The organism is Mesorhizobium sp. M1227, from assembly GCF_040318315.1.
Lineage (GTDB): Bacteria > Pseudomonadota > Alphaproteobacteria > Rhizobiales > Rhizobiaceae > Mesorhizobium.
In genome coordinates, this window is sequence record NZ_JAMYLZ010000039.1 from 13,804 (window position 1) to 27,369 (window position 13,566).

The following is a 13,566-nucleotide window of genomic DNA, read 5'->3' on the forward strand; positions in this document are numbered from 1 at the left end:
GAAGCCGGCGCCGCACACAACCATTTTTGCAGGGAATGAAACATCATGGCCGCCCGCTATTCCGCCTCGGAACTGGAACAAATCGAGAACTGGCTGACGAGCGGACTGTCGGCCGCGAAGATCGCTGCCCAGCTCGGTGCGCAGCGTCATAGCCCGGTCTCACGCGCGGCCATCATCGGCATCGTCCACCGCACCGCCCGTTTGCGCACCATCGGCCTTGCCAGATCCAAGGGCTGGTGTGGCGGACGCTCTGGCGGCCGGCTCGGAAATTCGGCGCCTGAGCCATCAAGCACTGCTGATCAAGCGGAGTCGGCTCCGAAGGCCGAGCCACGCTGCCGCCCGGCAAGGCTGTCGGCCAGGCTGGCGCCGCCGGCCTGGCAGCCGGGTCCGGCTCGGATCACCGGGACCGATGGCGCACCGCTCGAAATGCCGGCGCCGCGCCCGATCGCCGCCGGCGGCCGCCAGCCGCATTTCGCCGCCATGCGCTTCATCGATTGCCTGTTCGAGCGCTGCCGCGCGCCGCTCGACACGACGCCGCAGGAGGATGCGGAAAACGACGCTCCCGGCAGCCGGCCAGGTTTGGACATGCTGTGCTGCGGAATGCGCACGAACCCATCGAAAAGCTACTGCGCCTATCACGCGGCGCGCTTCCTGCGCACGCTGCCGGCCGAAGCGATTTGAGCCCGTTGCAATGAGGCTGGAAGTTAGCCAGAGCCCGACGACCAAAACCCAGGAGGACCGAGCCGATGAGCACCAAAACCGCCCAAAAGGTCAAAGCCAGGCCACCGAGATTGCCGAAAGGCGAGGCCGAGCAGGTGCGCATCCGCAAGGAGATCGGCCATGATTTCGCACTGAAGGACGACCGGTTCGGCCGCAAGCGGCTGGCGAAGGGGACGCAGGAAGGAGCGCGCCTCTATGAGGTCTCCAATGACGGCCACACAGCGACCGGCGGCATCGTGCGGGTGCGCAACGTCGACCCGCTGAGCGGCCTCACCTCGCTGTCGCGCCAGCAGCGCGAGGCGGGCATGCGCTACCGCCAGGATTTCCGCAACTCGTCCGAGGCAACCGCCAAGCCGATGGCCTGGGCCGAGCGCGTCGACGGCGGCCGCACCGGCAGCGGCGTCGCCGAACACATCCTGTCCGCCGGCCGCGACCATGCCGAGGCCACCAGGGCGCTTGCCCACTGGGAGATCGCCGGCATCGTGCAAAAGGTCTGCTGTGCCGACGCAACGGTCAAGAGCCTGGCCGAACAGGCCGGCGAGCCGCGCGACGTGGTGGTGAAACTACTCAAGATCGGGCTCGACATATTGGCCGTGCATTACGGCATGATGCTGATGCGCAAGCCGAGGTGAGAAGCCCCGCCGATCCGGCCGGCACTACCGGCCGGATCGATCCGTCAACGACGGCAGACACGGATTCTTTCGATAATCCGGTGGTGATGACGCCAGTGCCTGATGACTTCGGTGTGGCAGCGCCGGTGGTACCGGTACCGGTAGCGCGGCGCGTAGTCCTCGTTATAGACATCATAGCGGTAACGGGGGACGTACTCATCGTCGTAATCGGAATACCGATGGTGGCGATAATAATAGTCGTCGTCATAGCCGTTGCCGATGCCGATCGTGACGCTGCCGCCGGCATTCGCCGGGCCGATCACGGAAGCCGCCGATGCGATGGCGATCACCGAGGCAAGCAGGAGCTTCTTCATAGCTACCTCCTTCTTTAACGTCCCTCTAATAGAAAAACCCCCGAGGGGCAGCCTCGTTCCATAGATTGGCAAGATGTAACGAACGGACGAGCCCGAAGTTTAGCGCCTGCTGGCGCGAAAACGCCGCTGGCTGCGCCGGGGTCGGATCGTCGACGCAGCGTGGCCGCTCCTCTCATCAAACAGCGGCAATCGCGCGTCAGTCCCGTCTTTTGCCGACGTCTGCCTACAGAACATGGCCCAATTCAAGCAAAACGAACGCGGTCGCACCCAGCACAGCGAGGGCGTAGGCCGCATAAAGAACAAGCAGCATTACCTCAAAGTCCCGGACGAAGCTTGCGGCAATCCTGGTCTCCTTAGGCTCCGTTTTCTCGATGCGGTCGGTTTCCAGCTCCTCCGTTGCCACGACGAGGCAAACAATTCTGTCGTTGTCGGCCGCCTGTAATATCCGTTCCGTCAAATCGACTGCAATCACTGGATCATCGGCCAACTGATCCCGCGATAGCCGGCTTTCAGTGACGGTCTGGATTTCACGCTTTCTCACGCACGCATAATTGCGTCGACTAAATTAGGTTCCACTAAAATAGATAGATTGCCTCGACCCGATCACGACGTGGTGAGGCGTGAGCCCAGCTGGGCGGGGAACTCCGCCTGAGGCCCCCATTTGCCGACCGTCGAGGCGAATCTCGATCGGCGCATCCTCCGATCAAACGGCGCGGGCTTCTTTATAGGCTGCTACGGTGCGCCATTGCTGGTAGGTCGCAATGCCAAAGCAGCCAAACTCTCATATCGCGAACGCAGCGCCGACGTCTTCGGTGCCGACCGGTTATGACGAAGATCGCATGCTTACTTATATCCGGCTGCTCGACGCTTCGGCGGAAGGAACGGACTGGCGCCAGGTCGCCCGCATCGTCCTGCATCTTGATCCGGAGCGGGAGCCGGAGAGGGCTTTCCGGGCGTGGGCGACACATCTGGCGCGTGCACGATGGATGACCAGGAAGCGGAACGAGTTGCGCCAGTAGCATAAAGAGCGGTGCGGACGAGCACCCTGACATTTAAGCGGAACTGCCGTTTCGGTCTGGCCGTTGAGGGAGAAGGCCAACATGGAAAAGCGCCCAATGACTTCTTGGCGAGCCAATACTTTCGAGTTGTGCTGCCTTCTTGCAGTTCCGCTGTCGCTTCTCCTTACCGTTTTCCTGGCGGGTCTCATCCTTAGCTGACCCCCGCATGGTTGCTTGCCGAGGGGCTGAGTCGTGATCCGACAAGATCCGGAAACCGTTACTTTACAGCCGCCGCCATCACATCCGAAAACAGCGCCCGCTCCACCGCCGGTTCCAGCGTTTCGGCGAAGGGCGTCGCCAGGTGGTGGCGGTCGCGGAAGGCTAATTTGCCGTCGATGAAGACATGGCAGGTGGTCTGGTCGCAAAAGCGGTCGGTCATGTCGATGTAAGCAGCGTTCGGTGTCGAGCGCACGATATCGCGCTCGATGGTGGCGATGTCGTCGTTTGCCGCCATGATCCTCGGCGTGTCGCATGTCGCGGGCGTCTGGCCCCGCCACAGCGCCCGCGCCACGCATTTGTCGGCGTAGCTTGCATTGTAGGGAACGTCCCTGATGACCGCGACCTTGATGCCGGCCTGGCTGAAGGCCTGAAGCGTCCAGGTGAGGCCCGTCCGCCACTGCGCTTGCCAGTCGGCGTGCTTCAACTCCTCGGGCGATTCCTTCATCACATTGCCGATCGAGAATTCCGAGATCACCACCAGTTGCGGGTGGAGCGCGATGATGTCCTTGACCGACTGCTCGCGCCATTGGTCGCATTCGGTGTAGTCGCGCTTCAGCCGCCAGTTCCAGGTCGTCACCCGCGAAGCCCGGCAGGAGGATTTGAGAAAGGTGACGACGCGAAAATTGTTCTTCTCGGCCGCCTTGATCAGCGGCGTCGACCAATGGTCGGCATGCGAGTCGCCGAACAGCACGACCGAGCGCTGGGCATCCTTGCGGCCGAACATGCAGGGTTTTGGCTTGACGGTCTCGAAATCGAGCACGCAGCCGCCATTGCTCGCGCGCACAGTAGAGAGCTGCGCGGCGCTGTCGGCGATGACGTGCTGTTCGGGGCTGAGATTGTGCTCGGCAAAGCGCGCATTGCCATAGGCCGCGACCACGCCGGCGCCGGTCAGCGCGACGGCGGGCACCAGCGCCCGCGCTGCTCCGGCCATCAGCCAGCCGTTGCGGCGGATCGGGTTCTCGATGAAATGATAGGTGAACATCGACAGAAACAGCGTCAGCGCCGCGCAGGCAAGGCGGTCCAGGATGGACAGACCGGGAACCACCATCGCCGCATAGACGATGACCGGCCAGTGCCAGAGATAGAGCGAATAGGACAGCCGGCCCAACCATTGCATGGGCGGCAGCGCCAGCACGGCGCTCGGCAGATTGCGGCCGCCGCTGCCGCTGAGCAGCAGCAGCACGGTGCCGGCAACAGGCGCCAGCGCATTCACCCCGGGAAACGGCGAGTCTTCGTCCAGCATCAGATAGGCCCAGGCGATCAGCGCCAGACCGAGGCATGCCTGGAGCGTGGCCAGCAGCGGCCGGTCGCGCCAGATCTTTGCCGGCGCCATGGTCGCGAGGCCGCCGGCGGCGAATTCCCAGGCCCTGAGCGGCGAGAAATAGAAGGCCCAGGGCTGCGACACTTCCGTCAGCCAGGCGCAGGCGGCGAAGGAGGCCGCGCCGGCGACGCCGATGACGATTATAGCGGCGCGCTTGCCGGGACGCAGCCAGGCGGCGGCAAGAAGCAGCGCCGGCCATGCCAAATAGAACTGTTCCTCGACCGAGAGCGACCAGAAGTGGATGAACGGGTTGTTGGTGGCGTCGGCGGCGAAATAGTCGAACGACCAGCGGATCAGCCAAAGGTTGATCATGTAGGCGGAGGCGAACATGGCGCCTTTCGAATAAAGCGCCTGTTCCTCCGGCGACAGGATGAAGTAACCCGCGAACAGCGTGGCGAGGATGACGAACAGTGCCGCCGGCAACAGGCGCCGGGCGCGCCGGGCGTAGAAGCGCCAGAGGTTCAGCCGCCCGGTCTCGGTAATTTCCGTAACCAGGTGGCGGGTGATCAGATAGCCGGAGATGACGAAGAAGATGTCGACGCCGGCAAAGCCGCCGGGCAGGCCGGACAGACCAAAATGGAAGGCGATGACACCCGCCACCGCCAGCGCGCGCAGCCCTTCGATGTCAGGCCGAAATGATGCCGACACAATCACCTCATGCAAGGAATGCCCACCTCGCAGAGGCTCGACCCGATGCGACGATATTGCAATGCAACAAATCTAACGCAGTGCAACATAGGGGGAGGGCGCGGCTCCTCCAGTTCCTCGCGTGGGCGGTTCACTCACACGAGCGATTCGAGAGCCACTGATATGGCAGCGAAGCGAAGGGTGCCGAGGCGATCACGCCTTTTTCAAAAACTCGGTCTTCAGCACCAGGCCCTTCACCTGCCTGGTGCTGCATTCGATCTCGCCGGGATTGCCGGTGAGGCGAATATTCTTCACCAGCGTGCCGCGCTTGATCGTCTCCGACGTGCCTTTGACCTTGAGATCCTTGATCAGGGTCACGGAGTCGCCCTCGTGCAGCGCCGTGCCATTGCTGTCTCTTATGATCGCGTCGGTCATGGCAGGTCTTTCGTGGGACTCCGGTGGGAGGTGGTCGGGCCAGTCCCCGGCCTATCCCACGCTCGGCGACAAGGTCAAGCGTCAAGCGGGGTCAAGCGTCAAGCGGGGTCAAGCGTCAAGCGGGCCGTCCGCCAATACTATGCGGGAACGGCCGACCGGAAAACCCAGGTTGCAAGCAGACGGTGCCCCTGGACCATAATGTCATTGCCGCTCCGGCCGGCGTCGCGATTTCAAATGGCTAGGCACCCGCCGGTATGAGTGCGGACTGGAAGGTCGCGAAAGGGCCGCCCGCCCTTTCGCTTGGCCCCCATTTCGCTTGGCAAGAAGCCGACGGTTACTTGTTGAGCTGCTTGGCCATCTTGCAGAAGTCGGCATGCATCTTGGCAATGCCTGCGTCGCTGCATTCCTTCAACATCATGGCCCGGTCGCTCGTGGACATGGCCATCCATGCCGCCTTGAATTCGGCTTCCGACTTCATGGTCTTCATGCCGGCGTCGGTGAAGAAGGGCGTCATTTTCTGCGGATCGTCGAGCGCCGAAGTGCCAGTGGCACCGGCGGCAAACGCTGCGCCGGTCATCATCGAAAGCGCCATCGCGCCTATGCAAAGCGTCTTGAAGTTCATGATCATTCCTCCTGAGCTGCTGCTTTGAGGTTGTCCATCAGCGATCTACGAAGGAACGGTGTTTTGACCCAAAAGTTCCACGTTCTGGCGCAGACATGGAACAGGATTGCCCGTGACGTCATTAATGCAAAAAATTCTACCATGACTGAATTTGCCGCGCTGCCGACCAGGGCAATCGGCGTCCAGCTGGGTGAGACGCTGCGAAGTTGCACGCCGGCTCAATATGCCCGATCATGGCGACGGCGGGGCGGAGGTATCAAGTGGCGGCAAATCGTCGAAACGACGCGCACCTGTCGGAGCCCCGGCGGGCGGGCATTGTTTCCGCGGCCAGGGCGCTTCCGCGCACATCGTTGCCCAGCGTAGCGTCGGTCGTGACGGCCGTCGCGGCGCTCTATTTCGGGCGCGAGGTCTTTCTGCCGATCGCAATCGCGCTGCTGCTTACCTTTGCGCTCGTGCCCATGGTGTCGGCACTCAAGCGAGCCGGCATTCCGCGTCTTCCTGCCGTGATCGCCAGTGTGCTCGGCGCATTCACGGTCCTGGCTCTGTTCTCCTTCATCGTCGCCACGCAGGTCAGTGAACTGGCGCAGAACATTCCGCTTTACCAGGCGAATATCCTGACCAAGGTCCGGTCGCTCAAGGAAACCGGCGTCGGCGGCGGCATCGTTTCCAGATTGAGCCGGGTGATCGAACGCGTCGGCCAGGAGCTCGACAGACCCGAGCCCGCACAACCCGCCGCCGATCAGCCTCCGCGGGAACCGATCCCGGTCGAAATCGTCGCGCGCGAACGACCGCTCGAGGTTCTCCAGAATCTGATCGGCCCGCTGCTGAGCCCGCTGGCATCGGCCGGACTGATCGTCGTGGTCGTCATATTCATGCTGCTCGAGCGGGAGGACCTGCGCGATCGCTTCATACGCCTCGTCGGCTATGGCGATCTGCACCGAACTACCGAGGCGCTGCAGGATGCCGGCAAGCGCGTCGGCCGCTATCTGCTCATGCAACTGGTCGTCAACATCGTCTATGCCGTCCCAATTGCAATCGGACTTTGGCTGCTGGGCGTACCCAATCCATTGCTGTGGGGCTTGCTGGCGCTGGCGCTGCGCTTCGTTCCCTATATCGGCCCGGTCATCGCGACGCTGTTGCCTCTGTTCCTGGCGCTTGCCGTGGCGCCCGGCTGGTCGCTCGTGCTCTGGACCGCAGGGCTTTTCGTCGTGGTCGAACTGATCACCGGCAACGTGATCGAACCCTGGCTCTACGGCTCGCGCACCGGGCTGTCGCCATTGGCCATCATCGTTGCGGCGATCTTCTGGACCTGGCTCTGGGGGCCATTGGGCCTGGTTCTGTCGACGCCGCTCACGGTCTGTCTCGTCGTGCTTGGCCGCCATGTGCCGCAGTTCGAATTCCTCGACGTTCTGTTCGGCAACGAACCCGTGCTCGAACCGCACGCCCGGCTTTACCAGCGGCTGTTGGCCGGCGATCCCGAGGAAGCGACGGACCATGCCGAGGAGATGCTGGACGAAGAATATCTGGTCGAGTTCTACGACAAGGTCGCGATTCCCGCACTTCTGCTCGGTGAGCAGGACCGGGTGCGTGGCGTGTTGAGCGATGAGCAAAGACAGCAGGTCGCGGGCAGCGCGCTGACGATGGTGGCGAACCTCGACGACAGCGCGCAGGAGGAGGCGGAAGCGGACGACACGGCCGCGGCCGAGGACAACGGCTCACGCGAGGACAGGCACGTTCAGGGGGAGGTTCAGGGCGAGGAGTATACCGAACTGCCGGATGGCACGGGCATGTCGGTGCTGTGCGCCGGCGGGCGCGGCGAACTCGACGACGCGGCGGCCGCCATGCTGGCCCAGGTGCTCGAGGTCCAGGGCGCCACGGTGTTGAGAGCGAGCTTCGCCGAGATGGAACCGGGGAGCATTCGCCGCCTTGAGCTCGATGCCGTCGATAGTGTCGTCATCGGATTTTTGAACCGGGATTCCGTCAAGCACGGGCGGTTCCTGGTCCGTCGGCTGAAACGCGCCAAACCAAGGTTGCGAGTGGGCATCGTGTTGTGGTCGGAAGCCGACAGCGACAACCAGGAGGCAGATGCCAGATTGGCCAACGAGATCAACGCCGATTTCGTCGCACATGGCATGGTCGGCGCGGTGCTCGGTGCGTTGTCCAGCGCTCCGCCGGTGGCGCTGAAGACCACCGCCAAACGCCGCATGCGCCGCCTGACGCCGGCGCGCAAGAAAGAGCCGCTCGCCGCGGCAAAATGAGTGCGGCGAAGACCGCGGCAGGTCGGGTTATTACCGCTTTCGCGAAAGTGGTAATAACAAAACGGATCAGGTTATCTTCGCAAGGTCGCCCTGAACCGTCCGCCACGGCAAACGGCGCCAACCTTCATACAGTCCAGAAATAGCGCACCGTATGGAAGAAGACCGGGGCGGCGAAGACCAGGCTGTCGGCGCGGTCCATCATGCCGCCATGGCCTTCGATCAGATGGCCCCAGTCCTTGACGCCCTGATCGCGCTTGATGGCCGAGGCGACCAGCCCGCCAAGGAAGCCCATCAGGCAGGCGATGAAGGCGACGCCGGCTGCCTGCAGCGGCGAGAACGGCGTCAGGAACGACAGCAGCGCGCCGAGCAGGCTCGATGCCGCCAGCCCGCCGACCAGCCCCTCCCAGGTCTTCGACGGCGAGACCGTCGGCGCCAGGAGATGCCGGCCGAACAGCTTGCCGAAAATATATTGCAGCACGTCGCTGCCTTGCACGGTGATGATCAGGAAAGCGATCAGCAACAGGTTGCGGCCTTCGAAGCCTGGCACCTCGAGCGTCAGCAGCGCCGGCACGTGGCTGACGCAGTAGACCGAAATCATCACCGCCCATTGCTGCGCCGAGACGCGCTCGAGAAAGCGTTCGGTGTCGCCGTGCAGCGCGGTGATCGCCGGCATCAGCAGGAAGCAGTAGACCGGGATGAAGATGGTGAACAGGCCATACCAGGCGGTCCACACCAACCAGTACTGGAACGGGATGACGATGCCGAACATGCCGAGCAGCACCCAGTGGTCGCTGCGGCGGCTGTGCGTCAGCGTCACGAATTCGCGCAGCGCGGCGAACGAAATCAGCGCGAACAGGATGGTCATGCCGGGGCGGCCGAAGAAGAAGGCGACGGTGATCGCCACCACCATCACCCACCAGGCATTGATGCGCTGGGTGAGGTTGACCAGCGTCGGCGACAACGGCTTTGGCGCGCGCCATGACAAGACGCCGGCGACGACGCTGGCACTGATCAGCACCGCCAGCAGGCCGACAATCAGAATGAGGGTTTCGTGCATCATCGGCAGCATTTTGCCTTGGTCCTCAATCGTCTCGCTGCGGCCGGGGGTTCAGCGCCAGCAGCGTTTCGCGGGCGCGGTCGAGAAAGGCGCGGCGTTCCTCACCCGGTTGAATGGCGATCGGCGCGCCGAAGACGACGCGGCAAAGCAGCGGCACCGGCACGAATTGGCCCTTGGGCAGCACCCGCGACATGTTCTCGATCCAGCACGGGATGAGCTCGACATCGGGCCGCGCCATCGACAGATTGTAGAGGCCGGAGCGGAACGGCAGCAGCGGTTCGTCGGTCATGTTGCGCGTGCCTTCGGGAAACAGGATCAGCGAGTGGCCCTGGTCGAGCACCGACAGCATGATCGAGATCGGGTGCTGCGTTTCATCCGTCCACTGCCGGTGGATCAGCACGGAAGACAGCATGTCCTCGGCAATGAAACGGCGCAGCCGCGACTTGCTCCAATAATCGGCGGCCGCCACCGCATGGGTACGGGCGCGTTCCTTCTCGCTGAGGCAGGCCGACAGCAGGATGAAATCGCCGTGGCTGGCATGGTTGGCGAAGTAGATGCGTTGCCGGTCCGATGGCTGGCTGCCGTTCCAGATCGGCCGCACGCCGGTGACCACCCAGGCCAGTGCCGACAGGCCGACCGAGGTCACCGTCTGCAGCAGGGTATAGGTGCTGACGCGAAGCTTTGTCATGGACGGCTCAAAAGAATGCCGCGACGACCGAGGCCGCCGCGAACAGGCTGAAGGCGATACGCTGCTTGGCGAGCAGACGGCGCGTGCCGGCCATCCGCTGGTCGAGCGAGCGGCCACCGGCCGCCGTGGGTTTCAGCCGCATGCGCGCCAGCAGGTCGTCGATCGCCGCACCGCCGCCTGCCTCGCTGGCGTGGCTGGCCATCAGCCGGAACAGCAGCGCGTCGAACAAAAGCAGGGCCGAGAGAATGATTGTGGCTATGGCACCCGCGGCGGCGATCAGCCAGGCCGCCGCGGACAGCGACGATGTTTGCGGCGCAGTCGCCAGGCCGATGACCGGTGCCGCCAGCAAGGCAGCAGCAATCAACAGCAGCGGCCACGCCACCTGCACCATCAGTCCGGCGGCGAACGTCTCGGCCTTATCTCGAAAAGCGGTCATGTCGCCGCGTCCATGCCAAGATGCACAGGCCGGCCGGCGGCAGCGAGCTTGCCTCGCGCCTGATCCGGCGTGGCGGCCCGGCCGCTGGCGACCAGCCATTCGGCGACGACGGCGGCGCTGCGCTGGAAGCCGAGCGCACAGCAGACCAGCACCGTGCCCTGGCCCCGCGCCGTCTCGATCGCCGCCACCGCTTGCGCACGCGCCTCGCGAGACGGCGGCAAAAGGTCGACCATGGGCAGGCTCATCCAGTGGATCGAGGCGCCACGCGGCCGTTCCAGTTCGCCGGCAAGGTCGATCACCGTGCCGAAGGCGTCGGCCTCGGCGGCGGTCGGAAAACGGCCAAGGGAAACACCGTCGGCGATGACGATCTGCGCCGGAAGCTTTCGCGTCCATGCCCACACATTGACCTTGGCGGCAACCCGGTAGGGCCACAGCAGAAGACGGCTGGCCAGCGACACGCGGCCATCGGCTGTTTTCTGGAACACCTTGGCGCCGGCGCCGGCATAGGCGAAAGCGATTATGGCCAGCGCCAGTGCCGGCCACAACAGGATGAGCCACAGCGCCGAGACCAATGCGCCGGCGGCAGCGCCGGCCAGCGCAAAGGCTGCGCCAAGCGCATAGAACAGCGCCAGAAGCCGCGCTTTCGGGTCCGCGGTCAGGCGGAAGCCGACGAAAGGCAAGGCGCCGTCGCGCGGAAACAGCCACAGCGCGAAAAGGCCGAGCAGCGCGCCGGTCGGTATGTCGATGAAATGGTGCTGCCACGTCGTCAGCACCGAGGCGCCGATCAGGAAACACCAGACATGCCAGGCGACGCCGGCGATGCCGGCCAATCTGTGACGCCAATGGTCCCAGATGATGACCAGCAGCGCGATATGCAGCGACGGCGCCTGGTTGAAGGATTTGTCGAAGCCGCCGAGCACGGCGAACATGAAGCCGGGCAGGCCGCTCGTCTGCGGGCGCACGAACGTGGCAGTCAGCGGGAACAGGATGAAGCAGGCGACGGCAACGATCTGTGCCGTCAGATAGCGGCCGGCGAGGCGGTCGACGCCGCTCTTCGAATTGTTCAACAGCAGCGACAAGCCGTAGAACAGGTTGATCGACCAGTAGGGCACGATCGTCCAAGCAAGGAACGGGATGCCGCGCTCCCAGCCAAAGACGATGCTGCCGACGTCGTCGCGCCGCGACGCCAGCCAGTTGGCGAAGCCGTAGGTGGCGTAGAAGAACGGCGCCAGAAATGCCAGCCACAATGCGGCGCGCAGGACGATCCCGGGATACGGCTCGCGTGGCAAGGCCGGAAGGGCAGCGGCACCGCGAGGTGAGGCACAGGCAGGCAGGTCCATGCTCAGACGCGCCGCGCGACCGAAACGGTGAAGATGCCCCACTGGTCGATGCGCTGGTCGAGCTTCTCGAAGCCGGCGGCCGCCACCAGCTGGTCCATCTCGGCCTGCGTGCGGCGGCGCATCACCCATGCCTGGCCGCCGCGGTGCGAGGTCAGGCTGCGCGCGATCATCTCGAGCTGCGGATGCCAAGGCTGGTTGGTGTAGACCAGCAGGCTTCCGGGCTGCATGGCGCTGGCCAGTCCACCGAGCGAGCGGGCGATCATGGCATTATCGGAAAACAATTCGTAGAGCCCCGAGACGATGGCGAGATCCGGCGCCGGGTCGAGCCCGGCCAGCAGCGTGGCGTCGAAGGCGTCACCTCGATGGAACGAGACGGTCGCCGGCAGCTTGCGCTCGGCGATCAGCTTGCGGCCGAGCGAGACGTTGAGCTCGGAGAAATCCTGCAGCCGCACGCTTGCCGGCGGCGCGGCGCCTTTCTGCACGGCATCGAGCACATAGCGGCCATGGCCGGCGGCGATATCGACGATATGGACCGGCCGACCGGCGGCCTTCAGCGTCTCAACGGCGCTGCCTATCAGCTCCTCCAGATGCAGCTTGCGCTGGCGGATGCCGCGCCAGCCGATGGCATCGAGAAAGGTGCGGTCGATCATGCGGCCAATGGGGCTGATGCCGCGCGCCTCGTTCTCATAGACATAGTCGAGCGTCGAGCCGGAATCGAAGCCGGTGGCAATCCCCGTCTTCATGCCGGACGACAGCCAGGCGCCCATGCGGATCGAGGCGCGGCTCATTGCCCAGTAGAGCCCCCTGGGAGACAGCAGCGGCAGCGGCGAGGCCAGCCGGTCGGCCTCGTCGCGTGTGTAGCCGGCGCGGTCGGCCCAGGTCAGGTCGACCGGCTCTTCCGGCGCCGCGAACTGGCTTTCGAGGAAGGGCCTGATCAGGTCGAGTGCCTTGTGGCGGTCGCGCTCGCCCAGCGTGTCGTGTAAGAAGCCGGGCAGCACGTGCCGCTCCTTGGCCGGGCTCGCCAGATTGACGAAGAATTCGTGCTGCGGTCCATGCCGCACCACCCAGTCGCTGCCGGAGATCAGAAGCTGTGTCGGCACGGTGATGGCGCGGGCGTCGGCGACGATGCGCGCGGCATGATCGTAGAGCTCGACCAGGATGTTGGAGGCGATCGGCCGGGTGATCAGCGGGTCGGCGTCGAAGGAGGCGATGCGCTCGGGGTCATGCGTCAGGAATTTCGCCTTGACGTAGGAATTGACGAAGAAGCGGCCCTTCAGCTTCTGCCACAACGCAATGCCCTGCTTGGCGAAGGGCACGTAGAGCTTGACCGAGAAGGCCGGCGAGGCCAGCACCAGGGCGCGAATGTCAGGCGCATAGTCATGCACCCAGGCGGCGGCAAGCACGGCGCCGAAGGATTGCGCGATCAGCGCGATGTCGCGCCGGGCAAAGCCGTCGCTGCCGATCTCGCGCACGAAGCAATCGATGTCGCGCACCAGCGCCGCAAACGACGGCGCATAGCCGCGTTCGCCGGCGGAGCGGCCATTGCCGCGCGCGTCCCAGGCATAGAAGGCGTGATCGGGCATCTGGAGCTCGTCGACCAGATGCGCCATGCGGCCGCCATGCTCGTGGCCGCGATGGAACAGCAGGATGGCGCCCTTGCGGTTTTCCGACAGCGCCGGCCAATAGCGGTAGAAGATCTCGGTGCCGTCATGGCTCTTGAAGCTGCGCTCCTGCGCCACCCGCTCGATATTGGCTGGAGCCACCGCGGCAACCGTCTGTTGGTGAAGCATGTTGTTCTCC

Annotated in this window: 14 protein-coding genes; 4 read left to right on the forward strand and 10 right to left on the reverse strand. The window is 64.4% G+C overall.

The genetic code is table 11. The features are described 5' to 3' along the window. The first annotated feature begins 45 nt into the window (after positions 1 to 45). On the forward strand, positions 46 to 681 hold the full coding sequence (locus NKH28_RS29020; protein WP_352980990.1) for a GcrA cell cycle regulator: 636 nt from the start codon (positions 46 to 48) through the stop codon (positions 679 to 681). Between the two features lie 65 nt (positions 682 to 746). Then, the gene (locus NKH28_RS29025; protein WP_352472136.1) at positions 747 to 1,352 is read left to right on the forward strand and encodes a DUF6456 domain-containing protein; all 606 of its coding nucleotides are present in this window, start codon (positions 747 to 749) and stop codon (positions 1,350 to 1,352) included. 44 nt (positions 1,353 to 1,396) lie between these two features. Here NKH28_RS29025 and NKH28_RS29030 read toward each other — a convergent pair whose 3' ends face one another. Then, positions 1,397 to 1,705, reverse strand: a complete 309-nt coding sequence (locus tag NKH28_RS29030; RefSeq protein ID WP_292664589.1) for a hypothetical protein — start codon at positions 1,703 to 1,705, stop codon at positions 1,397 to 1,399. A 223-nt stretch (positions 1,706 to 1,928) separates the two neighbouring features. After that, on the reverse strand, positions 1,929 to 2,246 hold the full coding sequence (locus NKH28_RS29035) for a hypothetical protein (protein WP_352501222.1): 318 nt from the start codon (positions 2,244 to 2,246) through the stop codon (positions 1,929 to 1,931). 298 nt (positions 2,247 to 2,544) lie between these two features. On the opposite strand from NKH28_RS29035, the gene NKH28_RS29040 reads away from it, so the two are divergent. Beyond that, on the forward strand, positions 2,545 to 2,724 hold the full coding sequence (locus NKH28_RS29040) for a hypothetical protein (RefSeq protein WP_502906677.1): 180 nt from the start codon (positions 2,545 to 2,547) through the stop codon (positions 2,722 to 2,724). Positions 2,725 to 2,980: 256 nt separating this feature from the next. Here NKH28_RS29040 and NKH28_RS29045 read toward each other — a convergent pair whose 3' ends face one another. The 3 genes from NKH28_RS29045 to NKH28_RS29055 form a co-directional block, all read right to left on the reverse strand. After that, positions 2,981 to 4,951, reverse strand: coding sequence for an acyltransferase family protein (locus tag NKH28_RS29045; RefSeq protein ID WP_352980992.1), 1,971 nt, complete (start codon positions 4,949 to 4,951; stop codon positions 2,981 to 2,983). Between the two features lie 192 nt (positions 4,952 to 5,143). Continuing rightward, the gene (locus NKH28_RS29050; protein WP_023675660.1) at positions 5,144 to 5,365 is read right to left on the reverse strand and encodes an alkylphosphonate utilization protein; all 222 of its coding nucleotides are present in this window, start codon (positions 5,363 to 5,365) and stop codon (positions 5,144 to 5,146) included. A gap of 334 nt (positions 5,366 to 5,699) precedes the next feature. Continuing rightward, entirely contained in the window at positions 5,700 to 5,987 is a 288-nt protein-coding gene (locus NKH28_RS29055; RefSeq protein WP_352980993.1) for a hypothetical protein, read from the reverse strand. A 260-nt stretch (positions 5,988 to 6,247) separates the two neighbouring features. On the opposite strand from NKH28_RS29055, the gene NKH28_RS29060 reads away from it, so the two are divergent. Next, the gene (locus NKH28_RS29060; RefSeq protein WP_352980994.1) at positions 6,248 to 8,245 is read left to right on the forward strand and encodes an AI-2E family transporter; all 1,998 of its coding nucleotides are present in this window, start codon (positions 6,248 to 6,250) and stop codon (positions 8,243 to 8,245) included. 124 nt (positions 8,246 to 8,369) lie between these two features. Here the strand turns inward: NKH28_RS29060 and NKH28_RS29065 are convergent, their stop codons facing one another. Genes NKH28_RS29065 through NKH28_RS29085 form a run of 5 tightly spaced genes read right to left on the reverse strand, consistent with a single transcriptional unit; the run spans position 8,370 to position 13,556 of the window. Then, a complete protein-coding gene (locus NKH28_RS29065; RefSeq protein WP_023675663.1) occupies positions 8,370 to 9,305 on the reverse strand; it encodes a phosphatidate cytidylyltransferase in 936 nt (311 codons plus the stop codon). A gap of 22 nt (positions 9,306 to 9,327) precedes the next feature. Continuing rightward, positions 9,328 to 9,990 carry a lysophospholipid acyltransferase family protein gene (locus NKH28_RS29070; RefSeq protein WP_352775642.1) on the reverse strand — a complete coding sequence of 221 codons (663 nt, stop codon included), beginning with the start codon at positions 9,988 to 9,990 and terminating at the stop codon, positions 9,328 to 9,330. 7 nt (positions 9,991 to 9,997) lie between these two features. Continuing rightward, positions 9,998 to 10,426 (reverse strand): hypothetical protein, encoded by a 429-nt coding sequence (locus tag NKH28_RS29075; protein ID WP_352472129.1) that lies wholly within the window; start codon positions 10,424 to 10,426, stop codon positions 9,998 to 10,000. Then, a complete protein-coding gene (locus NKH28_RS29080) occupies positions 10,423 to 11,766 on the reverse strand; it encodes a phosphatase PAP2/dual specificity phosphatase family protein (protein ID WP_352980995.1) in 1,344 nt (447 codons plus the stop codon). Before NKH28_RS29080 ends, NKH28_RS29075 begins: the two co-directional genes overlap by 4 nt. A 2-nt stretch (positions 11,767 to 11,768) precedes the next feature. Beyond that, positions 11,769 to 13,556, reverse strand: coding sequence for a bifunctional alpha/beta hydrolase/class I SAM-dependent methyltransferase (locus tag NKH28_RS29085; RefSeq protein WP_352980996.1), 1,788 nt, complete (start codon positions 13,554 to 13,556; stop codon positions 11,769 to 11,771). Between the last annotated feature and the right edge of the window lie 10 nt (positions 13,557 to 13,566).